The 23,970-nt window shown below is 72.6% G+C and carries 25 protein-coding genes; 10 read left to right on the top strand and 15 right to left on the bottom strand.

Annotation, left to right across the window (positions count from 1 at the left end; genetic code table 11):
- The first annotated feature begins 350 nt into the window (after positions 1–350).
- The 4 genes from E5N76_RS24975 (at position 351) to E5N76_RS24960 (ending at position 4,546) form a co-directional block, all read left to right on the top strand.
- Positions 351–1,733: a S41 family peptidase gene (locus tag E5N76_RS24975; RefSeq protein ID WP_149540282.1), complete on the top strand. Its 1,383-nt coding sequence runs from the start codon at positions 351–353 to the stop codon at positions 1,731–1,733.
- Between the two features lie 21 nt (positions 1,734–1,754).
- The gene (locus E5N76_RS24970) at positions 1,755–3,119 is read left to right on the top strand and encodes a divergent polysaccharide deacetylase family protein (protein ID WP_149540280.1); all 1,365 of its coding nucleotides are present in this window, start codon (positions 1,755–1,757) and stop codon (positions 3,117–3,119) included.
- A gap of 371 nt (positions 3,120–3,490) precedes the next feature.
- Complete coding sequence (locus tag E5N76_RS24965; protein WP_149540278.1) at positions 3,491–3,976, top strand: RNA pyrophosphohydrolase; 486 nt, start codon at positions 3,491–3,493, stop codon at positions 3,974–3,976.
- Between the two features lie 12 nt (positions 3,977–3,988).
- The gene (locus E5N76_RS24960) at positions 3,989–4,546 is read left to right on the top strand and encodes a LemA family protein (protein ID WP_149540276.1); all 558 of its coding nucleotides are present in this window, start codon (positions 3,989–3,991) and stop codon (positions 4,544–4,546) included.
- Positions 4,547–4,675: 129 nt separating this feature from the next.
- On the opposite strand, the gene E5N76_RS29840 is transcribed toward E5N76_RS24960, so the two are convergent.
- Together E5N76_RS29840 and argH are read right to left on the bottom strand one after the other, a co-directional pair.
- Positions 4,676–4,822 (bottom strand): hypothetical protein, encoded by a 147-nt coding sequence (locus E5N76_RS29840; protein WP_187830383.1) that lies wholly within the window; start codon positions 4,820–4,822, stop codon positions 4,676–4,678.
- On the bottom strand, positions 4,819–6,201 hold the full coding sequence (gene argH / locus E5N76_RS24955) for an argininosuccinate lyase (RefSeq protein WP_268921328.1): 1,383 nt from the start codon (positions 6,199–6,201) through the stop codon (positions 4,819–4,821). Before argH ends, E5N76_RS29840 begins: the two co-directional genes overlap by 4 nt.
- A gap of 1 nt (position 6,202) precedes the next feature.
- On the opposite strand from argH, the gene E5N76_RS24950 reads away from it, so the two are divergent.
- Complete coding sequence (locus E5N76_RS24950; RefSeq protein WP_235907871.1) at positions 6,203–6,775, top strand: TlpA family protein disulfide reductase; 573 nt, start codon at positions 6,203–6,205, stop codon at positions 6,773–6,775.
- A gap of 108 nt (positions 6,776–6,883) precedes the next feature.
- Here E5N76_RS24950 and E5N76_RS24945 read toward each other — a convergent pair whose 3' ends face one another.
- The 3 genes from E5N76_RS24945 to E5N76_RS24935 all read right to left on the bottom strand — a co-directional run bounded on the left by E5N76_RS24945 (position 6,884) and on the right by E5N76_RS24935 (position 10,086).
- The gene (locus tag E5N76_RS24945; RefSeq protein WP_149540270.1) at positions 6,884–8,125 is read right to left on the bottom strand and encodes a hypothetical protein; all 1,242 of its coding nucleotides are present in this window, start codon (positions 8,123–8,125) and stop codon (positions 6,884–6,886) included.
- Between the two features lie 184 nt (positions 8,126–8,309).
- The gene (locus E5N76_RS24940) at positions 8,310–9,464 is read right to left on the bottom strand and encodes a hypothetical protein (RefSeq protein ID WP_149540268.1); all 1,155 of its coding nucleotides are present in this window, start codon (positions 9,462–9,464) and stop codon (positions 8,310–8,312) included.
- Positions 9,465–9,597: 133 nt separating this feature from the next.
- Complete coding sequence (locus tag E5N76_RS24935; protein WP_149540266.1) at positions 9,598–10,086, bottom strand: MmcB family DNA repair protein; 489 nt, start codon at positions 10,084–10,086, stop codon at positions 9,598–9,600.
- Positions 10,087–10,180: 94 nt separating this feature from the next.
- Here E5N76_RS24935 and E5N76_RS24930 point away from each other — a divergent pair, with 94 nt between their 5' ends.
- A complete protein-coding gene (locus E5N76_RS24930; protein ID WP_187830382.1) occupies positions 10,181–10,612 on the top strand; it encodes an Rrf2 family transcriptional regulator in 432 nt (143 codons plus the stop codon).
- Between the two features lie 15 nt (positions 10,613–10,627).
- On the opposite strand, the gene E5N76_RS24925 is transcribed toward E5N76_RS24930, so the two are convergent.
- Positions 10,628–10,924: a 4a-hydroxytetrahydrobiopterin dehydratase gene (locus E5N76_RS24925; protein ID WP_149540262.1), complete on the bottom strand. Its 297-nt coding sequence runs from the start codon at positions 10,922–10,924 to the stop codon at positions 10,628–10,630.
- On the opposite strand from E5N76_RS24925, the gene E5N76_RS24920 reads away from it, so the two are divergent.
- On the top strand, positions 10,923–11,390 hold the full coding sequence (locus E5N76_RS24920) for a metallopeptidase family protein (RefSeq protein ID WP_457852684.1): 468 nt from the start codon (positions 10,923–10,925) through the stop codon (positions 11,388–11,390). The two genes, E5N76_RS24925 and E5N76_RS24920, sit on opposite strands and share 2 nt — an antisense overlap.
- 154 nt (positions 11,391–11,544) lie before the next feature.
- On the opposite strand, the gene E5N76_RS24915 is transcribed toward E5N76_RS24920, so the two are convergent.
- From E5N76_RS24915 to E5N76_RS24895, 6 genes are all read right to left on the bottom strand, one after another.
- Positions 11,545–12,381, bottom strand: a complete 837-nt coding sequence (locus tag E5N76_RS24915) for a trypsin-like serine peptidase (protein ID WP_187830381.1) — start codon at positions 12,379–12,381, stop codon at positions 11,545–11,547.
- A 328-nt stretch (positions 12,382–12,709) separates the two neighbouring features.
- On the bottom strand, positions 12,710–13,180 hold the full coding sequence (locus E5N76_RS24910) for a copper chaperone PCu(A)C (RefSeq protein WP_235907870.1): 471 nt from the start codon (positions 13,178–13,180) through the stop codon (positions 12,710–12,712).
- A gap of 11 nt (positions 13,181–13,191) precedes the next feature.
- Positions 13,192–13,704: a YcnI family protein gene (locus E5N76_RS29835; RefSeq protein WP_187830380.1), complete on the bottom strand. Its 513-nt coding sequence runs from the start codon at positions 13,702–13,704 to the stop codon at positions 13,192–13,194.
- A gap of 292 nt (positions 13,705–13,996) precedes the next feature.
- Positions 13,997–14,308: a hypothetical protein gene (locus E5N76_RS29830; protein WP_187830379.1), complete on the bottom strand. Its 312-nt coding sequence runs from the start codon at positions 14,306–14,308 to the stop codon at positions 13,997–13,999.
- Positions 14,309–14,452: 144 nt separating this feature from the next.
- Entirely contained in the window at positions 14,453–14,989 is a 537-nt protein-coding gene (thpR, locus tag E5N76_RS24900) for an RNA 2',3'-cyclic phosphodiesterase (protein ID WP_149540256.1), read from the bottom strand.
- Between the two features lie 74 nt (positions 14,990–15,063).
- Complete coding sequence (locus E5N76_RS24895) at positions 15,064–15,756, bottom strand: arylesterase (RefSeq protein WP_408021729.1); 693 nt, start codon at positions 15,754–15,756, stop codon at positions 15,064–15,066.
- Between E5N76_RS24895 and E5N76_RS24890 the strand changes: the two genes are divergently transcribed.
- Both E5N76_RS24890 and E5N76_RS24885 read left to right on the top strand, forming a co-directional pair.
- Positions 15,755–16,474 carry an ABC transporter ATP-binding protein gene (locus E5N76_RS24890; protein ID WP_149540254.1) on the top strand — a complete coding sequence of 240 codons (720 nt, stop codon included), beginning with the start codon at positions 15,755–15,757 and terminating at the stop codon, positions 16,472–16,474. The genes E5N76_RS24895 and E5N76_RS24890 overlap by 2 nt on opposite strands.
- Positions 16,475–16,507: 33 nt before the next feature.
- Positions 16,508–16,666 (top strand): DUF6726 family protein, encoded by a 159-nt coding sequence (locus tag E5N76_RS24885; RefSeq protein WP_149540252.1) that lies wholly within the window; start codon positions 16,508–16,510, stop codon positions 16,664–16,666.
- A gap of 356 nt (positions 16,667–17,022) precedes the next feature.
- Here E5N76_RS24885 and E5N76_RS24880 read toward each other — a convergent pair whose 3' ends face one another.
- From E5N76_RS24880 to treZ, 3 genes are all read right to left on the bottom strand, one after another.
- A complete protein-coding gene (locus E5N76_RS24880; RefSeq protein WP_149540250.1) occupies positions 17,023–17,571 on the bottom strand; it encodes a DUF4142 domain-containing protein in 549 nt (182 codons plus the stop codon).
- Positions 17,572–17,735: 164 nt separating this feature from the next.
- Positions 17,736–20,504, bottom strand: a complete 2,769-nt coding sequence (gene treY / locus E5N76_RS24875) for a malto-oligosyltrehalose synthase (protein WP_149540248.1) — start codon at positions 20,502–20,504, stop codon at positions 17,736–17,738.
- Positions 20,501–22,315, bottom strand: coding sequence for a malto-oligosyltrehalose trehalohydrolase (treZ, locus tag E5N76_RS24870; protein WP_235907868.1), 1,815 nt, complete (start codon positions 22,313–22,315; stop codon positions 20,501–20,503). Before treZ ends, treY begins: the two co-directional genes overlap by 4 nt.
- Before the next feature lie 281 nt (positions 22,316–22,596).
- Here treZ and E5N76_RS24865 point away from each other — a divergent pair, with 281 nt between their 5' ends.
- Positions 22,597–23,721 (top strand): THUMP domain-containing class I SAM-dependent RNA methyltransferase, encoded by a 1,125-nt coding sequence (locus E5N76_RS24865; RefSeq protein ID WP_235907879.1) that lies wholly within the window; start codon positions 22,597–22,599, stop codon positions 23,719–23,721.
- Positions 23,722–23,970: the final 249 nt, after the last annotated feature.

The raw sequence follows: 23,970 nt of genomic DNA, 5'->3' as shown, positions 1-23,970 counted from the left end.
CAGCCTGTCCGGAACGGAGACCGTTCCACACGGTTTGAAACATGCGGCGCGGGCTATGCTGGCGCCGGCCCGGGGCGGCCGCCTTCCTGACGAAACGGTAGCCGTTCCGTCAGAGCGGGATAAACCACTCTGGATATTATGTTTCTGGAGTGCGAATTACGCGCTGGCTGTTTCCAGCCGGCGCGAAGCTGCTCTAGGCTAGGGCGGATCGCCGTGGGGCGGCATCGCCCGGGGGCGGGAATCCGCTCTATAAACAGCGGCCTGAAGCATTTTCGGTGAGTGCATGTGACCGAATATGCTCCGGGTCAGTCGGCCGGGGGGACCCGGCCAGAAGGGATACGGGTGGCGGCATGAAGCGCAGGTTCGGGACAGTGGCTTCGGTGACGGCGGCCTTCGCCGCCGGCATCGTGGTGGGGCCGATGGTCGCAGCCTGGGCGCAGGATGGCGGCCGGGCAGAGACCTACCGGCTGCTGAACCTGTTCGGCGACGTGTTCGAACGGGTCCGCGCCGAATATGTCGAGCCCATCAACGACAAGGACGCGATCGAGAACGCCATCAACGGCATGCTCTCCGGCCTCGATCCCCACTCCTCCTACCTCAACCAGCGCTCCTACCGGGACATGCAGGTCCAGACCCGGGGCGAGTTCGGCGGCCTCGGCATCGAGGTGACGCAGGAAGGCGGCTACATCAAGGTCATCAGCCCGATCGACGAGACCCCCGCCTCCCGCGCCGGGGTCAAGGCGGGCGACCTGATCACCCATCTCAACGGCGCCTCCGTCCAGGGCCTGACCTTGCAGGAAGCGGTGGAGCAGATGCGCGGCGAGCGCGGCACCGCCATCCGCATCACCATCCGCCGCGAGGGCGCCGACCGGCCGATCGAGCTTTCCCTGACCCGCGAGGTGATCCGCCCGCAGGTGGTCCGCTTCCGGCTGGAAGGCAACGATATCGGCTATATCCGCGTCACCTCCTTCAACGAGCAGACGGATGTCGGGCTGCGCCGCGCCATCCAGACCCTCCGCCAGCAGGCCGGCAACAATCTGAAGGGCCTCGTGCTGGATCTGCGCAACAACCCGGGCGGGCTGCTGGACCAGGCGGTGCAGGTCACCGACGAGTTCATCGAGCAGGGCGAGATCGTCTCCACCCGCGCCCGCCGCTCCGAGGATGCGCAGCGCTGGAACGCCAAGGCGGGTGACATCGCCCAGGGCCTGCCCATGGTGGTGCTGATCAATGGCGGCAGCGCCAGCGCCAGCGAGATCGTCGCCGGTGCGCTGCAGGACCATCGCCGGGCGATCATCCTGGGCGTGAAGAGCTTCGGGAAAGGCAGCGTGCAGACGGTGATGCCGATTCCTGGCCAGGGCGCCATCCGGCTGACCACCGCGCGCTACTTCACCCCCTCCGGCCGCTCCATCCAGGGGACTGGCATCGAGCCCGACATCGAGGTGCTGGCGCAGCGCCAGGAAGCCACGGCGAACATCCCGCGGGAGCGGGAGGCGGATCTGCGCCGGGCGCTCCGCAATGAGGGCGGGGTGCAGCAGCCCACCGGCGCCGCCATCCCGCCGCTGCAGCTCCCGCCAGGGGTCGCCGAGCGCGTCACCCGCCTGCCGCCGGAAGGCGCGCCGGCGCTGGACCTGACCAAGCCGGAGACGGATTTCCAGCTCCAGCAGGGCCTTTCCCTGCTGCGCAACATCAGCTCGGCGCAGGCGCAATCGCCCTCGCGCCGCGCGGCCCGGTAGAAGGGGCGGCACGACCCTCCCATGGCTGGCTCCGAGCCCGGCTGGGTGGCACCCGCACGGCGGGGCTGGCGCCGGCTGGGGCTGTTCTGGCTGCTGGTGCTGGCGCTGCTGGGCGGCGGCACCGGCGTGCTGCAATGGCTGGGCCCGCCCGAGGCGGTGGAGACCGCGCCCCCCAACCCGCCCGCGGTGCCGCCCCTGGCGGCAGCCCCGCCGCCCCCGGCGCCGCTGGCCGCCACACCGCCTCCGGCGGCGCCAGGGCCGGCGCCTTCCTTGCCCGAGGCCCCGCCACGCCCGGCCCCAATGGCCGCCCCCCCGCCTCCGGCGGCACCGGGGCCGGCGCCACTCCCCGTCGCTGGCGGCAATACGCTGCCGCCGGCGCCGGAGCGCCCTGCCACCCCCACCCCCGGCCACCAGGCGGAGGCCCCGGCCGCGCCGCCCGTCGCGGCCCCTCCCCCCGCACCGCCCGCCGCGTCCCCGCTTGCCCCGGTGGCAGCCGCCCTGCCCGTGGCGCCGGAGCCGCCGCCGCTGGCAGCCGGCCCGATGCGCGGCCCGCCGCAACCCGGGCGCCCAATCCCCGCCGCCGACCCGGCCTTGCTGGAACCCGGCCCCTATGGCCCGCTGCCGCGCATCAGCGGCGAGGGCCGCACCCCCATCCGCACCTATGGCCGCCCCTTCGACCGGCAGGATCCACGCTCCAGGATCGGGCTCGTCATCGGCGGGCTCGGCATCAATGCCGCGGTCTCCGAGGAGGCGATCGCCCGGCTGCCGGGCGGCGTCGCCCTGGCCTTCAGCCCCTACGCCCCGCAACTGCCCCTGCTGCTGGACCAGGCACGGCGCAAGGGCATGGAATTGCTGGTGGCCCTGCCGCTGGAGCCCACCGGCTACCCGCTGAACAACCCGGGCGACCGGGCGCTGCTGACCGGCAATACCGAAGCGCAGAACGAGGACAGGCTGGCCTGGGTCCTCTCCCGCTTCACCGGCTATGTCGGGGCGATCGGGGCGCTCGGCGCCATGCGGGGGGAGCGCTACGCGGCGCTCAGCGACCGCTTTGGGGCGCTGCAGGACGCGCTGCGCAGCCGCGGGCTGCTCTACCTGGACCCGCGGCCGGGGGCGCGGCCGCCGGAACGGGTCTGGGGCCGGGCCATCGACCTGGTGGTGGATGAGCCGGCGACGCGCGGCGAGATCGAGCTGAAATTGCAGGCGCTGGAGAAGCTGGCGCAGGAGAAGGGGGTGGCGATCGGCTATGCCGGCAATGTCTCCCCGGTGGTGATCGATAGGCTGGCGAGCTGGGCCGGCAGCCTGGAAGCGCGGGGCTTCGTGCTGGCGCCGGTGACGGCGCTGCGGCGGGCGCCGGATGTGGCGGAGGCGGCGGGGCCGGCGAGATAGTGTCGGGGGCGCCGCCCCCGAACCCCCGGCAGAGGGCGCTGCCCTCTGCACGCCCGCCGGGGACCGGACCGGTCCCCGGACCCCGGTGGGAGTTTTCGACCCGACTGTTCGACCGTTGCGGAGCCTGCCGGGATGCCGGCGTGGCGGCGACGAAGGTCTCGCTGCCGGGCGCGACGAGGGGGGCGAGCGGCAAACCCGGTCCGGCCGCTACCGCCGGGCGGCCATGTGCGCGACCTGATCCGCCGGAATGCCATTGTGCCGCTTCGGGGGCTGGAAAGCGGCCCCGACGACCGCAGCCTGGAGACGGTGCTGGCGGAAGCCCGGCACAGGCCGTCTCACCTTTCCATGGCGGGGATGGTAGGCTGGCCGCCATGGACCTGCCTTACCGCCCCTGTGTCGGCGCCGCCCTGTTCAACCGCGAGGGGCTGGTGCTGGTCGCCCGCCGCGCCGATCTGCCGAATGCCGAGGGCGCGCCCGGTGGCTGGCAATTGCCGCAGGGCGGCATCGACGCGGCGGAGGATCCCGCCCTCGCCGTCTTCCGGGAGCTGAAGGAGGAGATCGGCACTGACGCCGCCATCATCCTCGGCGAGCATCCGGCATGGCTGAGCTACGATTTGCCGCCGGAGCTGCTGGGCAAGGCGCTGGGCGGCCGGTATCGCGGGCAGCGGCAGAAATGGTTCGCGCTGGGGTTCACCGGGCGGGATGAGGAGATCCGGCTCGACCTCGACCCGCACCCGGAATTCGATGCCTGGCGCTGGGCCCCGCTGGCGGGGCTGCCGGAGATGGCCGTCGGCTTCAAGCGGGCGATCTATGAGGTGCTGGCGCGGGATTTCGCGCGCTACGCCGTGCCGCGATAGGGGGTGCCGGGCATGCTGGGTGCGGTTCTGCTGGGGCTTCTCCTGCTTCTGCTGCTGTGGCTGGTGCTGGTCTACAACCGGCTGGTGGTGCTGCAGCAGGCGACCGGCCAGGCCTGGTCGGATGTGGATGTGCAGCTCAAGCAGCGGCATGACCTGATCCCCAATCTGGTGGAGACGGTGAAGGGCTATGCGACGCATGAGCAGGGCACGCTGGAGCGGGTGATCCAGGCGCGGAACGCCGCGCTCGCCGCCAGCGGCCCCGGCCAGGCAGCGGCGGAGGGCGCGCTGGGCGCCGCTTTGGGCCGGCTGCTGGCCCTGGCGGAGGCCTATCCGGAGCTGAAGGCGAACCGGAATTTCCTGCAATTGCAGGCGGAGCTGGGCGATGTGGAGAACAAGATCGCCGCCGCCCGCCGCTTCTTCAACAACAGCGTCGCCGAGTACAACGCCGCCATCCAGCAGGTTCCCGCGGTGCTTTTCGCCGCAAGCCTCGGTTTCCTGCCCAAGGGCTTCTTCGAGCTGCCCGAGGCGGAGCGCGCCGCGGTAGCGACCCCGCCCAGGGTCCAGTTCTGACGGGCGGTGCCTGAAACTCGGACCGGGGTCCGGGGCCAGGTCCTGGCCCCGGCGGGCGTGCAGAGGGCAGCGCCCTCTGCTGGGGGTTCGGGGGCGAAGCCCCCGAAGGGGCAGCGCCCCCTGCCGGCATCAGGGCCGGGGCTGCTCCGTCGGGGTCGGCGCCGGGTAGGCCCGTGGGTAGGTGATGGCCTCCGGCGGCCCGGGGGGGCGTGGCGGCCCCACCCGCCCGCAGGCGGCCAGCGCGACCAGCGCGAGCAGGGCCAGGGCACGGATCATCCCAGTTTCTCCCGCCATTCGGCCGCTGCCCGGCGCACATTCTCCGGTGCCGTCCCGCCGAAGGAGGTGCGCGACGCGACCGAGGCTTGCACCGTCAGCACGCCATAAATCGCCTCCGTGATGCGCGGCTCCTCCGCCCGCATCTCCGCGAGGCTCAGCCCCGCCAGGTCGCTGCCCTTGGCCTCCGCCTTCTGCACCAGCCGGCCCGTCACATGGTGCGCGTCCCGGAAGGGCATCTTCAGCTCCCGCACCAGCCAGTCCGCCAGATCCGTGGCGGTGGAGAAGCCCGCCCCCGCCGCCGCTTCCAGCCTTGCCGCGTCCGGCTGCATGTCCCGCACCATGCCGGCGATGGCGGCGAGGTTCAGCGTCAGGCTCTCGGCGGCGTCGAAGATGCCTTCCTTGTCCTCCTGCATGTCCTTGAAGTAGGTCAGCGCCAGCCCCTTCTGCACCGTCAGCAGCCCCATCAGCGCGCCGAAGATGCGCCCCGCCTTGCCCCGCACCAGCTCCGCCGCATCCGGGTTGCGCTTCTGCGGCATGATGGAGGAGCCGGTGGTGAAGGCGTCGCTCAGCTTGACGAAGCCGAAATAGGGGTTGGTCCAGATCACGATCTCCTCCGCGAAGCGGCTGAGATGCGTGGCGCACATGGCGCAGGCGAACAGGAACTCCGCGGCGAAGTCGCGCGAGGCGACGCTGTCCAGGCTGTTCCGCGTCGGCTGATCGAAGCCCAGGGCCTGCGCCGTCATGTGCCGGTCGATCGGGAAGCCGGTGCCGGCCAGCGCCGCGGCGCCCAGCGGGCATTCGTTCAGCCGCGCCCGCGCATCGCGGAAGCGGGAGAGGTCGCGGGAGAGCATCTCCACATAGGCCAGCAGGTGATGGCCGAAGGTCACGGGCTGCGCCGGCTGCAGATGGGTGAAGCCCGGCATCACCGTCGCCGCATGCTCCTCCGCCCGCGCCACCAGCGCCCGCATCACATCGGTGATCTGGCCGGACAGCCCGTCGATGGCATCGCGCACCCAGAGCCGCACATCCAGCGCCACCTGGTCGTTCCGGCTGCGCCCGGTATGCAGCCGCTTGCCGGCATCGCCGATCAGCGCGACCAGCGCCGCTTCCACATGGGTGTGGATGTCCTCCAGCGTCTCGTCCCACGCCATGCCGCCGGCTTCGATGCGCTGGGCGATCTCCGCCATGCCACGGCGGATCGCGGCCTCGTCTTCCGCGGAGATGATCCCCACATGCGCCAGCATGGCGGCATGGGCGAGGCTGCCCGCGATGTCCTGCCGCCACATCTTGCGGTCGAAGCCGATCGAGGCGTTGATGGCCTGCATGATGGCGGAGGGGCCGGTGGCGAACCGCCCACCCCATTGGAGGTGACTGGACACGATGGCGATGCTCTCGTCTTCCTGGCTGAAGCGGCGGCGCCTGCTCCTGGCGGCCGGGACCCTAGCGGCGGTGCCGGTATGGTGCAAAGCCGGCGCGTCCGGCCTCGGCAAGCTGAGCGAGACGGGGCCGAAGCCGCTGCCGGAATTCGGCTTCACCGATGCCGAGGGCAAGCCGCATGGGCTGGCGGATTTCGCCGGGCGGGGGCTGCTGATCAATCTCTGGGCCACCTGGTGCCCGCCCTGCGTGGCGGAAATGCCGGCGCTGGACCGCGCCCAGGCGGCGCTGGCGGAGGAGGGGGTGGTAGTGCTCGCCCTGTCCTCGGACCGCGGCGGCCGCGCGCAGGTGGAGCCCTTCTACCAGGCGCGGGGCATCCGCCAGCTCGGGCTCTGGCTGGACCCGCGCGGGGCGGCAGCGCGGGCGCTGGGGGCGCGGGGGCTGCCGACGACGCTCATCATCGACCGGCAGGGGCGGGAAAGAGCCCGGCTGGAAGGGGCGGCGGAATGGGACCAGCCGGACATGCTGGCGGCGATCCGGCGGCTGGTGGCGGTGGAGGAGCCGCAGCAGCGGGCCTGAGGTGAGGGGGGGCTCCGCCCCCTACCGCCGCCAGGGGCGCCGCCCCGCTGGCGGCAGTGCCGCCAACCCCCGCCGGGGGCAAGGCTTCCCCCCGGACCTCGCCCCGGATCAGGGCCGCGTGATGGCGGAAAGCGCCGTCAGGGCCGCATGCGGGCCGGAAAGAATCTCGATGCTGCGGGCGATATCCACCGGCGTCATCCCGCCCGAACGGGTGGCGCCGCGACCCAGCAGGGTCAGCCGCCCCACCAGCTCCTTCACGCCGCGGTCCAGCAGCGGGCCGCCGCCGAGCTTGCGGCTTGCCGCTTCCAGCCCGCGCAGCGCCCGGGCCGCCGCCTCCACCGCCGCCACCTCCTCGTCCGAGGCGCCGTCGCCGGCCAGCAGGCGCTGGGTGGGCGTCACCACCTGCTTTTCCGCCCCCTCCAGGTAGCGGTTGCGGCAGGCCTCCTCCGCCTCCCGCCGCAGGCTTTCCAGCTTCTTCAGCCGTTCCCCGGCCAGCAGGGAGCAGGCCTGCAGATCATCCAGCCGCCGGGCGAGCAGCAGCGCCGCCTCGGCCGCCCGCTCGATGCCCAGCTTCCCGAAGGGCGGCGGCGGGGTGGCCAGCAGGACGTCCAGCGCCTGCACCACCACCGCCCTCGCCTGGGGACTCAGCAGCGCCGCCACATGGGCCACCGAGCCCGGCGCCGCCGCCACCGCCAGCAGCGTGGCCAGCACCACCGCCAGGGGCTGCGGCCCCGCCGGCGCCACGGCGCCCAGGGCGGCACGGCTCAGCGCCTCCTTCGGCCCCTGCGGCGCCGCGGCGAGCGCGGCCCAGATCGCCGCCCCCGCCTGCCAGATCGGCAGGCAGAGCCCGGCGATCGCCTGGTAATCCGCCGGCCCCAGCCCGCTTTCGCCCCATTCGGGCGGCGGCCGGGGCGGCAGGGCCGCGGCGGCGGCCGGCCATAGCAGCGCGCCCAACTCGCCGATCGCCCCGGTATCCGCCGTGGTCAGCCCCTCCAGCGCCTGGGCGGCCCGGGCGGCCTGCGGCGGCAGCAGGGGCAGCAGGATATCCGCCAGCACCGGCAGGGCGGAGCGCGGCAGCGCCGCCTCCCCCCGCCGCCATTCCATCGGGCTGCGGATGGCGCCGTCCATCGGCAGGAAGAGCAGCCGGGCGAGGTTGAGCCGCCGCGGCACGCCGAGCGCACGCAGCCGGGGCCGCACCCGCTCCAGCACCAGATCGGCCTCGCCGCGATGGTCCAGGTGGTCGAGCATGGCGACGATCTTCGCCAGGGCGGCATCCTCCGCCTCGCTGGCGGCCTGGGCCAGGCGGCGGAATTGCTGCAGCGTGCCGGGCGGCGCGGTGCGCAGGCTCATGGCAGCGGACTCGTGCTCGTGGCAATGGGCTCAAGGCAGCAGGCCCATGGCGATGGGCTCATGGCACCAGGCTCGCGACAGCAGGCGCATGGCAATGGGCTCGGGGCACCAGGCTCGCGGCGGCGGGCGCATCGCAATGGGCTCGCGGCACCCGGCTCGCGGCGGCAGGCGCATGGCAGCGGTCTCACGGCAGCCGGGCCCGCAGGGCTTCGTTGCGCGCCACCAGCGCCACCTGCTGGCCGGTCAGCCGGTCATGATTGGCCAGGATGCTGCGCTTCCAGTGGCGCATCAGCGTGGCATGCGCCTCGGCGCGGATGCCGGCCTGTTCCGCCAGCAGGCCCTGCGCCTCGCCGGGCACCACGGGGATCATCGCCACCATCTCCCGCGCTGCCTCGCCGCGCTTTTCGGGCGTCGCCTCGGCCCAGAGCGCGATCAGCAGCTCCCACCCATCCAGCAGCCATTCCGGCCGGGCGAGCTGGGCGAGGATGGGGCCGGGCTCGGCCAGCCAGCGGCGGACCAGGCCCCAGACATCGGCCAGCATCGCCTCCAGCGGCGGCGCCGCCTGCCGCCAGCCGGCCAGGCTGAGATCGGCGCTGGCGCGCAGCAGCCGGGCGAAGGCCCGCTCCGCCTCCCCCAGCCCGGCGGCCCAAAGGCCGACGGCGCGGGCCAGCGCCTCCAGCTCTCCGGCCAGGCGGGGGAGCATGGCGCCCTCCCCGGGGCCGAATAATTCGCAGGCCTCGGCAAGCTGCTGCAGCGCGAGCAGCGCCGCTTCCAGGCCGGGCGCGCCATCCTCCCGGCTGCGGAGCCGCAGCACTTCCCGCGCCCGGCGTTCCAACATCTGCGGGCTTTCCGGCGCCGCCGCCGCGCCTGGCGCAGCCCCGGGCGCGGCCTGGGCCACCAGCGCCGCGAGCAGGGCGTAGAGCCGGACGACCCGGATCCGCTGGCTGGTCCGCTCCGCCTCCAGCGCCGCGCGGGCGGCCGGGCGCCCGGCATAGCCTTCCCGCGCCACCGCCCGCGTCGCCTCCCGCACCAGCCGCGGCGTCACCTTGGGCAGCTTCGCCACCCTTTCCCACATCGCCCGGTCATGCAGGGTGGGGGCGCAGAGATCCGGCAGGGCGGACCAGGGCAGGAGATAGACGCCATCCACCCCCGCCGGGTTGGCGAGGATGAGGTCCGACTGTCCCCTTTCGCCCGGCCGGATGCGGCCGCCCAGCAGGTTCGGCGTGGTGAAGGGCAGCGTCACACCACGCTCGAGGAAGGTCACCGGCTGGTAATGGCCGTTCGCGAAGGGGGCGAGGCGGGAGAACACGTCACGGGACAGCGTGTCCGAGGGCGGCATACCGCACTCTGTTCCAGGACCGGTGAAGGAAGCGTTGCGCACGGGTGCGAAGGACGGGCCGCGCTGACGGGAAGCGGCGGCACGAAGGCGCCCCCCGGCAACACGATACCCGGAGCCGCTTGCCCCGGCCTGGCTATTCGGAGCGCAGCGCGGCGCCGAGCGCGGTGGCGAGCGTCGGGTCCGAGAGCCGGCAGAGGCGCCTGGCCGCCAGCATGGCGAAGCGGTGCAGCAGGGCACGCCGGCGGGAAGGCGCCAGGCGGTGCTCCGGCGGCGGGCGCAGCAGCGCCGCCTCCCCCTCCGCCGCCACCAGCAGCCCGGCCGCCTCCGGCAGCAGCCCCAGCGGGAAATCGGTATCGACGGCAAAGTAGAGATGATCGCAATAGGCACGGTAGTCCGGCCATTTCCCGTCGGCGAGGAAATCCCTCGCGCAGGACTTCACCTCCACCAGCGCAAAGCCGCCATCCGGCAACAGGCAGAACAGGTCGGCGCGGCGGCCGTCCGGCAAGGGGAATTCGGCCAGCGCCGACCAATCCCGCAACAGCGCGTACCGGGTCGCCGCGCGGCAGATCGCCACCGTCCGCTGGGGACTCGTTATGGAATTATCCGTGTCAAACCGCGGCATGGGTCGGGCGTTTATGCAACGCCAACAAAGCAATCACAAATTCGGAACCCAGAGGCTGGCCAATGACAATTCCGTCCGCCATATATGCCACAGAATGATTGCCACACGCTATTCCGTTGCCCTCCATATCCTGCTCCTGGTGGCCGATGAAACCAGCGGCGAATCCACCAGCGCGCGTATGGCCTGGAGCATCGGCACCAACCCCGTGGTTGTGCGGCGCATCGCCGGCCAATTGTCGCGCGCCGGACTTATCACGGTGCAGCGCGGGCCGGGCGGCGCAACGCTCTCCCGCCCGGCGGAGCAGATCACGCTGCGCGATGTGTGGCGGGCCATCCACCCGGAGCGCGAGACGATGATCCGGGTGCACGGCCGGACCAACCCCGCCTGCCCGATCGGCAGCCAGGTGCCGGCCCTGCTGCGCAGCCGCTTCGAGGAGGCGGAGCAGGTGATGCTGGCGCATCTCGGCGGCATTTCGCTGGCCGACCTCGCGGCGCAGCTCCGCCAGCAGCGCAGCGCCGCGGAATAGGCGGGCGCACCACCCTCAGCCGGCCGGCAGCAGCGCGTCGATCGCCTTCGCCAGGCGGATATCCCGGGCGGACAGCCCGCCGGCATCGTGGGTGGAGAGGGTGATCTCCACCCGGTTCCACACGTTGAACCACTCCGGATGGTGGTCCTGCCGCTCCGCCAGCAGCGCTACGCGGGACATGAAGCCCCAGGCGGCCGAGAAATCGGCGAAGCGGAAGCTGCGGGCAATGGCGTCCCGCCCCTCCACCAGGTGCCATTCCGGCAATTCCGCCGGCAGCGCCGCGCGCGCCGCCGCATCCAGCTTCGCCACCATGCCGAACTCCTTGCTTGACGCCGGAAGCGGCCGGGCGCGTGGTGGCGCCATGGCCCCGGACCCGCGCGACCTCTCCCTCCGCCACACCACGCCGCCGAGCCTCGAGGACATCGTCGCCCTGGCGGAAACCGCCCTGGACGCCCTGCCGGAGGCGCTGCGGGAGATGGTGCGCGGCACCGCCATCATCGTCGAGGAGATTCCGGATGACGAGATCCTGGCCGATCTCGGCCTCGAGAGCGCCTGGGAGCTGACCGGCCTCTACCGCGGCGTGCCGCTGACCCAGAAGAGCGTGCTGGACGTGCCGCGGGAGCCGGACACGGTGTTGCTGTTCCGCGAGCCGATCCTGCTGGAATGGATCGAAACCGGCGAGGATCTGTTCCGCCTGGTCCGCAACGTGCTGATCCATGAGATCGGGCATCATTTCGGCCTGTCGGACGAGGATATCGAGCGGCTGGAGAGGGATTAGGGCTCCGACCCGCTGTCCCGATTCCGAATTCCTACGGATTTCGGAATCGGGACACTGGCTTTTGTTTTCAGTGGCCTGCTCGTCCGCTGCGTTCGCTGGAAATCCAGCGAACGCAGCGGACAGGACACCAGGCGGCGTTCTGCACCCGGCGGGCTTATGGCGGGGTCCGGGGGGAAGCCTTCCCCCCGGCGGGGTCCAGGGGCAGCGCCCCTGGCAGGGGTTTGGGGGCCAGGGGTTTGGGAACGGAGCCCCCATCCTCCACCTCCCCCGCAAAGCCCGCCACCGGCACCGCCGCCCCCAGCGCCAACCGCACCCCGACGCGCGAGGCCACCCCCGCCACCTGCCACTCGCCCCCCGGCCCTTGCGCCAGCACCGGCGCCCCGCTCACCCCGCGCGTGCCGGCGCAATCATGCAACAGCAGCGTGCCGCCGGAAGGGTGCGGCGCCCGGCCGATCACCCGGCAGGCGGTATCGGCCAGCAGCACCTCCGCCCGGTCCTGCTGGTAGCCGCCCAGCATCAGCGGGGTGCGCGGCGCCGGCATCTCCCGCATCAACGGCAGGATCCGGTCCGGGGTGCCGAGCGGCGTCTCCAGCACCAGCACCGCCCAGTCCAGCGGGGCCGGCCCGCCGGCGGCGGCGGCGAAGCGGGGGTCAAGGCGGAAGGCGGCGACCCGGGCATGCGCCACATACGCGCCGCGCTCATAGCCCAGCAGGAAATGCACCGAGGATGGGCGCACCATCTGGCGGCTGCGGCCACCGACGAGGCAGTGCGCCGCGGTCAGCACCTGGCGCGGGCCGATCAGCGCGCCGGTGCAGAAGCCGCCGATCTCGAGCTGCACCCGGCCGAGGGCGCGCCAGGGCGCCGCCGCCACCGCCACCGGCTGGCGCGGATCCTGCGGCCCGACGCCGGGCAGCAGCGGGCGGGGCGGCCTTTCCTGCGCCACCGCCGGCAGGGCCAGCAGCAGCGGGAGGAGCGGCAGCCAGCGCCTCACCGGGAAGAGGGCGGCATGACGTTGGCGGTGGCCGGCATCCGCCCAGCCTAGCCGAGGGCGGCAGCGCATGCAGCCCCTCGCCGGGAGCGCCGGCCCCTCATCTCCCGCCAGCCGGGAGGGAGCGGGTTTCGGCAGCCGACGGCCTCCACCGCCAACCCGACCTTCCCCGCCAACGGGGGAGGGAGCGGCTTCCGACAGCCGTCGGCCTCCACCGCCAACCCGACCCTCTCCCGCCAACGGGGGAGGGAGCGGTTTCAGGTATCAGGTATCCGTCCGGCCTCCGCTCCCGGTCCTTCGGCGGGAGCCAGCCACGCAACCCCAACGGGGCCTAATGCCCGTGCCGCGCAGCGGGGCCGCGGGCGCCGGCGGCCTGGACCGCCAGCGCCACCTCCACCTTCCCCGCCCGCTCGAACACCAGGGTGACGGGCAGGCTCTCCCCCGCCTCCACCGCCCGGCTCAGCCCGATCAGCATCAGGTGGAAGCCGCCCGGCTGCAGGGTGACGCTGCCCCCGGCCGGGATCTCGATGGCGGGGACGGGGCGCATGCGCATCACATCGCCCTCCCGCACATGGGTGTGGATCTCCGTCACCCGCGCCAGCGGGCAGGTGGCGGCAACCAGCCGGTCCGGCGCGCTGCCAGCATTGGCGATGGTCAGGAAGCCCGCCCCGGTACCGCCCTGGCCGGCCGCCCGGCTCCAGGGGGCGGAGATGGTGATGCCCCCGGATTGCTGCGCCCTGGCGGCGCCACGGCAGCCGGCCGCGCTCAGCAAGGCGGCGGCGAGGATCATTCGGCGATGCATGACGGCCTCCTTCAGCGCGGGGTCAGGCGGATGAAGGGGGCGGGGCGGGCCAGATCCTCCGCCTGCTGGCCAGCGGCCGGGCGTTCCACCCAGGCCTCGGCCTGGCCGCCCGCGCAGCCCTGGGTGACGGGCAGGGTCAGGGTCCCGCCCGGCTCATTCGGCAATTGCAGCAGCAGGACGAATTCGTCGTACTGCTCGTCCGGCAGGGGCCCGCCGTCCCAGGTGATACGGGCGATTTCCGCCTCTGTCTCATGCCCATGCATGCCATGCATCGCATGCGGCAAGGCGCGGCGCTCGATGCGCAGGGTCCAGCCCGGCTTCGGCATGGGCTTGGCGGTGTAGACGCCCTGCGGCAGCTCCACGGCGATGCGGGTGGTGGCGGCGCTGCCGCAGCCATGCAGCACGCGCAGCGCAACGCGCTGGAAATCGCCGGCAGGGGCGGCGGCAGGGTCCACGGTGACATGGGCGGCGGCGGCGAGCGGGCCGAGCAGCCCGGCCGCGAGGGCGGCGATGGCAAGGCGCATGACAGGTCTCCGAACAGGGGCGTGAGGCGGGCGGCGGCGGCCGGCCCGGCCAGGTGGTGCGGCTGCCGGCGGTGGCGCGCCGCAGGGCGGATTTCCAGAGGCATGGGCCATGGCGGCGGCAGCCGCCGGGCCAGTGTGGCGCGGCCAGGGGCGGCGGGCGCGCGGGCGCCCGGAGGCGAGGCTCGCCTGGCCGGTCCTGCGCGGGCGCGAAGCGCCGGCCGCCGCGATCGCCGCCCGCCCGGGAGCCGGCGGTCCCTGATGCGCGGCGGGCGGCGACGGCGCGGCGCCCGCCTCAGGCCATGGGCGGGGCGCGCGCCTTGCCGGCAGGGGCCTCCCGCGCCGCGCCCGGTCGCGCTGGGGCCGGCGGCGGCAGCCGCCCCGCCTCTCGCGGCGGGGCCAGGCGCGGCGGCGGCACCGGCAGGGCCGGCACCGCCACCAGGCAGGCATCGCAATGGAGGGCGGCGGGCAGCGCCGGCGCGTCCGGGTCCGGCACCAGCCGCACCCCGCCCTCGGCCGCGCAGATCGTTAGCAGGGCGGCGGCCACCGGGTGCGGCGCGCCGAAGGGCTCCAGCAGCAGCGCCAGCGCCAGCAGCAGCCGGGGCAACGCCCGGGGGGACCCGGCGGCGCAGGTCACACCCAGGCCCGCCCGTTGCCTTGAGCCGGTTTTGCCGCGGCGGCCCGTGCCAGGCTCCGGACAGGGACCGCCGCCGGGCCCGCGCGGCGCCGCGCGGCGGCGTCGCAGGGAAACTCAGGCCAGCTCGTACTCCACCTCCGGCACATAGACCGCCGCTTCCTTGCCGAGACGCGAGGAATACAGGGTGAAATGCTCCACCGCCACCGGCGGCGCGCGGAACAGGTTATGCGCCTGGACATAGGCGATGACCTTCTCCGGCGGGGAGCGCTCCACCCGCGCCAGCGTGACATGCGGGGCGAAGCGCTTGCGCTCCGGCGTCAGCCCGATGCGCTGCAAGGCGGTTTCCACCTTGCATTGCAGGTGCTGCAGCGCGTCGGTCTTCTCCACCCCGACCCAGAGGGCGCTGATCCGCCCGCCCTTCTCGAAGGTGCCGAGGCCGCGCAGCGTCAGCTCGAAGGGCCGGGCGCGAATCTGCGCCAGGGCCTCATCCACCTCCTCCGCCTGCCAATTCTCCACCTCGCCGATGAAGCGCAGCGTCAGGTGGTAATTCTCCGGCGGCACGAAGCGGGCGCCGGGGATGCCGCCCGGCAGCAGCATCAGCTGCTCCTTCACTTCGGCCGGCAGGGCCAGGGCGACGAACAGACGGAGCATGACGCAGCCTCCTTGTCGTCCAGGGCGCGCCCGGATGGGCGCGCCGGTCAAGCCTCGGGGCCGCGGCCGCCGCCTCAGGCGGGCGGCGGCACGCGGTCCAGCAATTGCGCCACGGCGGGCAGGATGCGGCGGACCATCTCCGCCACGCCGCGCTGATTGGGGTGGATGCCGTCCGGCTGGTTCAGCGCCGGATCGCCCGCCACGCCCTCCAGGAAGAAGGGGTAGAAGACCACCGCCGGCCGGGCAGCCGCCAATTCGGCGTAGATTGCGGCGAATTCCCGGCCATAGGCGGCGCCGAGATTGGGCGGCGCCAGCATGCCGGCCAGCAGCACCGGGATGTTCGCCGCCGCCAGCCGGTCGAGGATCGCCGCCAGATTGGCCTTGCTGGCCGCAGGCGGCAGCGCCCGCAGCCCGTCATTGCCGCCGAGCGCCACGATCGCCGCCTGGGGATGGTCCGCCAGCGCCCAGTCCAGCCGGGCCAGGCCGCCCGCCGTGGTATCGCCGGAAACGCCCGCATTCAGCACCTTCACCGGGCGCCCCGCCGCCTGCAAGGCGGCTTGCAATTGCGGCACGAAGCCCTCGTCCTGGGGCAGGCCGAAGCCCGCCGTCAGGCTGTCCCCCAGCGCCAGCAGGCGGAGGGGGGATTGCGCAATGCTTGGCAACACGCCGATACCGGTCAGGACGGTTCCGAGCACGACCCGCCGCCCCATGTAGGGGCCGGGCCGGCTGGCCCCGACCCTCAGCAGCGCGGCATCCCGGAGCCCCATGGACACCATCGCGAGCCACCTCCGATCCCCGGCCGAAGGCCGATCCGGCGAATCGCTGATCGCCGCCCGGGACCTGACCTTCAAGGTGGCGGGGGCGGCCGGCGAGGTCAACATCCTCCGCGGGATCGATCTGGAGATCGGCCGGGGCGAGGCGGTGGGGCTGGTCGGCCGCTCCGGCTCCGGCAAGACCTCCCTGCTCATGCTGCTGGCCGGGCTGGAACGGCCGAGCGGCGGGACCCTGGTGGTGGCGGGGCAGGAGCTGGCGCGGCTGGACGAGGACGCCCTGGCGCGGTTCCGGCGGACGCATCTCGGCATCGTCTTTCAGGCCTTCCATCTGGTGCCGACCATGACGGCACTGGAGAACGTCGCGGTGCCGCTGGAATTCGCCGGGCGGCGGGACGCTTTCGAACGAGCCGAGGCGGCGCTGGGTTCGGTGGGGCTGGGCCACCGGCTGGGGCATTACCCCGGCCAGCTTTCCGGCGGGGAGCAGCAGCGCGTCGCCCTGGCCAGGGCGGTGGTGGCGGAGCCGCCGCTGCTGCTGGCCGATGAGCCGACCGGCAATCTGGACGGCGCGACGGGCGAGGAGGTGATGTCCCTGCTCTTCGGGCTGCGGGAGAGGCTGGGCACCACCCTGCTGCTCATCACCCATGACGCCGCCCTGGCGGCGCGCTGCGGCCGGGTGCTGCGGATGGAGGATGGACGGATCGTCTCCGGCTGAGCCGCGTTGGGGCTGGCGAGGAGGATCCGACCCATGCGGCTGCTGCTTCTGCTGCCCCTGCTGCTCGGCCTCACCGGCTGCGGCCTGGTGGCGCTGCCCTTCCGGGTGACGGGGGATGTCGTCTCCGTGGTGCCGGTGGTCGGCAAGCCCGTCGGGGCGCCGATCCATGCGGTGGGGGATGCGATAGACTAGAGCGTGATCGGTTGAGGTCCTGCCCGCGCAGTCCGCTGGATTTCCGGCGAACGCAGCGGACGAGCAGGCCCACTGGAAACACAAGCTGGTGGCCCGAGAACGAAGTCCGCAGGACTGCGGAATCGGGACACCAGCGCAATATCCGATCAGGTGGAATCACCCGATCGGATTTCCTGCTCCGGAAAATATAATGTCGGGAGCAGCTTATCTCCGATCTGACGGATCACGACGTGATCCGTCAGATCGGCGGCTGCCCTGGCCCATTATCCGGTCGCATTTTCCGAGTCGTCCGGCGAGTCCGCCGGCCTGAAAATGCTCCAAGGGGCGGGGGGGGCGCCGGGCGCCCCCCCGCCGGCTCAGCGCCTGTCCATGGGCGCTACCGGCGCCGGGGCCGGGAGGGAGACCGACTCCAGGATGCGCTGGGCGGACTGGCCATGCGCCTGGATCACCGGCAGGTATCGGGTGGCGAAGGCCTTCACGTCCGGATCCATGCCGTTCAGCGCCTGCTGCTGGTACAGCGCCGCCTGCAATTGATGGTCCTGCACCTGCTGCAACATGTATTGCTGGTCGAAGGCGGGGCCGGAGAGCTGTGCGAGCTGCCGGTTGGCGTTCACCCTTCCCGGATCGAGCGCGGTGGGGGGCGTCACGCCCTTGCTGCGCGCCAGGGCCAGGAGCTGCTCATTCACCGCACTGTGGTCGCGTTCCATCTGCGCGGCGAATTGCTGGATGGCCGGGTTGCTGGAGTAGCGCTGCGCCATCTGGCCCAGCGCCACTTCCCCGGCCCCGCCCGAGGCGGCCTGCATGAGGAAGTTGTTGTCGGCGGACGAGAGGGAGGGGCTGCCCTGGCCGCTGCAGGCCGCGAGGCCGAGCGATGCTGCCAGGAACAGGCTGGGTATGGGACGCATCTGCCTTGTCTCCACCAAGTGACAGGGGTGGCAAGCCAGGAAGGCCGGCCGGGTTGCCTGCGCCGCGGTGGATTGATGGGGCTTTGCCCCCGAACCCCGCCAGGAGCTCTGCCCCTGGAGGGTGGACCACCCCCGGACCCCGGTGGGAATCCGGACCCGACGGTTCAACCAGCCGGACTCTCCGGCACCAGCGCCGCCACCGGCAGCTCGCCCAGCAGCGCAGAGAGGTTCAGCACCTCCCCTTCCAGCACGGCGCCGCTGATCAGGTCCCGCCACCGCGCGGCCGCCAGGGGCGGAGTCAGCCGCAGCTCCCCCACCTCCCGCGCCGGGAAGCGGCGCACCGCCACCAGCAGCGCCGCCTCGCCATGGCAGCGGAGGAAGGTGCAGAGCTGCTCGCCCGCCTCGCCTTCCGCCGTCACCGGCTGGTAGTCGCCCGCCGCATACAGCGCCGGCGCCGCCCGCCGATGCGCCAGCAGCGTCGCCGTCACCGCCAGCTTGATGCGGCCGTCGCGCCAATTCTCCCGCATCTGCCGCAGCGCGGCGCGGCGGTCCCCTTCCAGCGCCGCCTCCACCTCGGCCAGCAACCGCGCCCGCGCGGAAAAATCCACCGGGCGGCGATTGTCCGGATCCACCAGGCTCAGCTCCCACAGCTCCGCCCCCTGGTAGAGATCCGGCATGCCGGGCACGGTCAGCTTCAGCGCCGTCTGCACCAGGCTGTTGTCCACGCCCAGCCGCGCGACGCGCGCCTGGAAGGGCAGGAAAGCATCGAGGAAGGCGGAGGACGCGTCGGGCGAGAGCGCATCCCGCACGAAGCCCAGCAGCGCGTCCTCGTAAGCCGTATCGGGCGCGGCCCAGGAGGAGCGGAGCTTCGCCTCGCGCACCGATTTGCGCATCGCCCCTTCCAGCCGCGCCGCGAAATCGGCGATCGCGGCGGGCTCCGGCGGCGCTTCCGTCAACTCCGCCGGCCAGGCGCCGAGCAGGAGCTGGTAGAACAGGTATTCATCGTTGCGGTCGGGCGGCGCGGTGCCTTCCACATCGCCGCGACGGGCGCGCAGGATGCGGCTCCAGCCATGCACCTGGCGGGCCCATTCCTCCGGCATCTCCGCCAGCACCGCCAGCCGCGCCCGCACATCCTCGCCGCGCTTGGTGTCGTGGGTGGAGGTGGTGAGCATCGCCTGCGGCCAGCGCTTCGCCCGCGCCGCATTGGCGCGGTGGAAGCCGGCCAGCGGTACGCCGAACACATCCGGGTGGCCGCCGACCTCGTTCAGCGCCACCAGCCGGTTCCAGCGGTAGAAGGCGGTGTCCTCCAGCCCCTTCGCCATCACCGGGCCACTGTATTGCTGCACCCGCATGGCGAAGCGGGTGACGACATGGCGGCTGAAGCCGCTGCGCGGCGCCGCCACCAGCTCGGTGGACAGCAGCCGGTGCAGGAAGTCGAAGGTGCTGGGGTCGAGGTCCGGCTCGCTCCGCCGCGCCCAGGCCACCGCCCAGTCCAGGTCGCGGCGATCCGCCTCGGCCGGCGTGCCGTTGCCGTCCACATAGGTGCGGTAGACCGGAAAGGCGGCGATGATGGCGCGCAGCGCGCGGCCCAGCAGGTTGCGGGTGAAATCCGCCGTCTTCGGGTTCTGCCTTGCGATGCGCCCGGCATCGCGGGCCAGCACGTTCAGCTCGCTGGCCATCTCGTTCGCCATGATGCGCAGCTTGCAGTCGCGCACCACCTCCTCGAAGGGCGGGACCGGGCCGGTGAAATCGGCATAGGCGCGGGTCAGCCCTTCCTCGCCCGCCTGGTCCAGCAGCACGCCCAGCACGAGGTTGGTGAACTCATAGCCGGTGGTGCCCTCCACCGGCCAGTCCTCGCGCAGCGATTCGTGCCGCGCGAGAATCTTCTCTACCAGCAGGTAGAAGGGGCGCGGCGCCTTCTCCCGCAGCCGCGTCAGATAGCCCTTCGGGTCCAGCAGACCGTCCACATGGTCGATGCGCAGCCCGTCCAGCGTGCCGTCTTCCAGCAGGGCGAAGATCAGCGCATGGGCGTGGTCGAACAGCTCCGGCAGCTCCATGCGCACGCCGGCCAGCTCGTTCACGTTGAAGAAGCGGCGGTAGTTGATGTCGTCCGCCGCGACGCGGAAATGCGCGGCGCGCCAGTGCTGGTCCTGGATCAGCGCATCCAGGGCGCGCCAGCTTTCGAACAGATCCTTCTCGCCGTTCAGCCGGTCCACCGCCTGCTGCACGGCCTGCCGCACCGAGGAATCCTCGCGGGCCAGCGCGGCGAGTTCCGCCTTCAGCTCCCGCGCCCGCTGCGCCACGTGCGGGCGCCAGTCCGGCAGGCCGGAGAAGGCGTCGCCCAGCCTTTCCAGCGCCGGGTGGGCATCGCCCAGGATGCGGGCATAGTGCAGCGGGCAGATGGGCAGCTTGTGCGTGCCATAGGCCCAGATGGCGAAGCCGCCCTCCTCGGCGTCGAAGCGCAGTTCCAGCTCCCCGGCTTCCAGCACCACGCCATACTGGTCGCCGAGGAAGGGCACCAGCAGCTTGCCGGCCAGGTAGCGGCGGTCCGGGTCCCAGTCGATGTCGAACCAGCCCGCATAGGCGGAGTCCACGCCCCATTCCAGCACGTCCAGCCACCACGGGTTGTCGGCGCCGCCGACGCCCATGTGGTTGGGCACGAAATCCAGGATCTGGCCCAGCCCATGCGTGCGGAAGGCGGCGCACATGGCGCGGAATTCGGCTTCCGTCCCCAGCTCCGGATTCAGCGCGGCGTGGTCCACGATGTCGTAGCCATGCAGGCTGCCGGGCCGCGCCTTCAGCCAGGGCGAGGCATAGACATGGCTGATGCCGAGCCTGGCGAGATAGGGCGCCAGCGCGGCGGCCTCGCGGAAGCCGAAGCCGGCATGGAATTGCAGGCGGTAGGTGGCGCGCGGCGGCGCCGCCTCGCTCACGCCGCTGCCTCCACGACGGACCAGCGGAGGAACCAGGCTCCGCCCGGCTCACCCTCCTGCCACAGCACCCGCCCCGGCGGCAGCGCGACGTCCAGCGGCCGCGGCGAGAGGTTGGCGGCAAGGTGCAGCACATCCTTCCCGCCGTCCCAGCGCACCGTGACGGCCGATTCGCCCAGCACCTCGAACGCCCCGCCATGCCGGATGCCGGGCAGGCGCGGGACGATCTCCGCCTGCCGCACCGCCAGCACGCGGCGATACCAACCCAGCCATTCGGCATGCGGCGCCTGCTCCGCCTGCTCCCAGCGCAATTTCGCGCTCTGGAAGGTGGCCTCCGCCATCGGGTCGGGGATGCGGGCGCGGCGGGCGGGGTCGGCGAATTCCGGGAAGCGGGCGAATTCCGCGCGCCGCCCCTCCCGCACCGCCTCCGCCAGGTCGGGGCCAAGGTCGCAGAAGAAGGGGAAGGGCTGCGGTGCCGCCCATTCCTCGCCCATGAACAGCATCGGCACTTGCGGCAGCAGCAGGTAGGTGGCGGCGATGGCCCGCAGCGCCGCCGGCGAGGTCAGCGCGCCGAGCCTCTCCCCGAAGGCGCGGTTGCCGATCTGGTCGTGATTCTGGATGAAACCGATGAAGGCAGCGGGCGGCAGCCCGGCGCTAGGCTCGCCGCGGGGATGGCCGCGATAGGGCATGTCCTCGCCCTGGAAGGCGAAGCCCTCCGCCAGGGCGCGGCCGAGCTTCCGCGTATCCCCCAGATATTCCGCGTAGTAACCGCTGGATTCGCCGGTGGCCGCGACATGCAGCACATGGTGCAGGTCGTCGTTCCACTGCGCCGTGTGCTGCAGCGGCCGGCCGGCGGCGTCGCGCCGCAGGCGGCGCGCCTCGTTATGCTCATTCTCCAGCACCAGATGGATCTCGCGTTCCGGCGCTGCGGCGCGCAGCCGCTCGGCCAGCTCCTGCAGGATGTGGCGCGGGCTGTCATCCAGCATGGCGTGCACCGCATCCAGCCGCAGCCCGTCCAGATGGAATTCCTCCACCCAGTAGAGCGCGTTGTGCAGGAAGAATTCGCGCACTGTCTCGCTGCCCGGGCCGTCGAAATTGATCGCGGCGCCCCAGGGCGTGTGGTGGCGTTCGGTGAAGAATTCCGGTGCGACGGACCAGAGGTAATTCCCCTCTGGCCCGAAATGGTTGTGCACGACGTCCAGCAGCACCATCAGCCCGCGGGCGTGCGCGGCATCGACCAGCGCCTTCAGATCCTCCGGCCGGCCATAGCTGGCATCCGGCGCGAAGGGCAGCACGCCGTCATAGCCCCAGCCCCTTGCGCCGGGGAATTCGGCCACGGGCATGATCTCGATGGCGGTGATGCCGAGCGCCACCAGGTGGTCCAGCTTGCCGATCGCGGCGCGGAAGCTCCCTTCGGGGGTGAAGGCGCCGACATGCAGCTCATAAAGCACCGCCTCCTCCCAGGGGCGGCCGCGCCAGCCGGCATCCGTCCAGAGATAGGCGGCGGGGTCCACCACCTCGCTCGGGCCGTGCACATCCTCCGGCTGGAAACGGGAGGCCGGGTCCGGCACGCGCAGCCCATCCGGCAGCACGAAGCGGTAGCGGGTGCCGGGGCCGGCCAGATCGGTCAGCAATTCATGCCAGCCGGCGCCGGCATGGCGCATCGGCAGGGGGGCGGTGGCGCAGTCCAATTCCACCCCCACCGCCTCATGGGACGGGGCCCAGAGGCGGAAGCATACGCCCTCGGCGCGCAATTCGGCGCCGAAGGGCATGCGGTGGGCGCGGCACAGGGGCTGGGCAACGGGGTGCGACATGCGGGGGGATGCTCCGTCGCCGGGTCAACCGCGCAGCCTGGCTTCCGTTCCGCGACCTGGGGAAAAACGGGGATGAGAATGAAGGGGAGATCGGGGGCTTTGCCCCCGGACCCCGACCAGGGGCGCCGCCCCTGGACCCCGCCGGGGCCAGGACCTGGCCCCGGACCCCGGTCCGAATCTGGACCCGAGGGTTGAACCTGCCGTCCCATTTCGAGCGCTGCGTCGCCCCGCCAGGCCCAACGCCCCTGGCCTTCACCCCCGCCGCCAGCCAATTGACCGGGGTGAAGACCCCCACCCAAGCCGCCGAATTCGAAATCTTCCTTGCCACACTCCCAGGGCTGGAGGACACCCTCCGCGCCGAAATCCAGGGCAAGGGCTTCCGGCAGCCTCGCGCCGTCCCCGGCGGCGTCACCATCCGCGGCTTCTGGCCGGAGGTCTGGCGCGCCAATCTCTGGATCCGCGGCGCCAGCCGCGTGCTGGCGCGGGTGGATGCCTTCCGCGCCGAGCATCTCGGGCAGCTATACGGCCGCGCCCGCCGCACCCCCTGGGCCGCCATCCTGCGCCCGGACATCCCCTTCCGGGTGGAGGCGAGCTGCGCCGCCTCCCGCATCTACCACAGCGGCGCCGCGGCGGAGCGGATCGCCGCCGCCATCCGGGATGCCATCGGCGCCCCCGTCTCGCCCGAGGCCGACATCCTCGTCCGAGCGCGGATCGAGCATGATCTCTGCACGCTCAGCGTCGATACCTCCGGCGAGCTGCTGCACCGCCGCGGCTACAAGCAGGCCGTCGCCCGCGCGCCGCTGCGCGAGACCATGGCCTCGCTCTTCCTGCAGCAATGCGGCTTCACCGGCGGGGAGCCGGTGCTGGACCCGATGTGCGGCGCCGGCACCTTCGTCATCGAGGCGGCGGAGATCGCCGCGCGCCTCAACCCCGGCCGCGCCCGCCACTTCGCCTTCGAGCATCTGGCGAGCTTCGACCCGGCGGCCTGGGCGCGGATGCGCGCGGTGCAGAGCCAGCGCGAACCCGCCGCCCGCTGCTATGGCAGCGACCGCGACGCCGGCGCCGTCGCGGCGAGCCGGGCGAATGCCGAGCGCGCCGGCGTGGCGGCCTGGACGGAATTCCGCCGGGCGACAATCAGCGAGATCCTGCCGCCGGCGGGGCCACCAGGGCTGGTGATGGTCAATCCGCCCTATGGCAGCAGGATCGGGGAGCGGGAGGCGCTGCTGCCGCTCTACCAGGCGCTCGGCCAGCTTCTGCTGCGGCGTTTCAGCGGCTGGCGGGTTGGCCTGGTGACCAGCGAGAAGCGCCTGGCCCAGGCCACCGGCCTGCCCTTCCTGCCGCCTGGCCCGCCCGTGCCGCATGGCGGGCTGCGCATCACCCTGTTCCAGACCAACGCATTGCCTTGAAGCAGTCCGAGAGAGGCGTCGCACCGTAAGGCGCGCCTTCCCCCTCGGGCATCGGACGAGTGCGTCCGATCCGCCAAAGGCCGAAGGACCTTTGGAAACCTTGCGTTTTGCGCCTCGACCGTCGGGTCCGGACTCAAGGGTTCAAAGCAACTGTCTTGGCGGTTATTTCGCTGTGTTCATGTTCTGGCTGGAATGCGTGGGGTTCCAGGGCTTCCGGGTGCGGAGGATGGCGTTGAGGGTGACGGCGAG

This window comes from Siccirubricoccus phaeus (assembly GCF_008360935.1).
In the GTDB taxonomy this organism is placed as follows: Bacteria; Pseudomonadota; Alphaproteobacteria; order Acetobacterales; family Acetobacteraceae; genus Siccirubricoccus; species Siccirubricoccus phaeus.
This window is presented reverse-complemented; position numbering and strand designations above follow the sequence as displayed.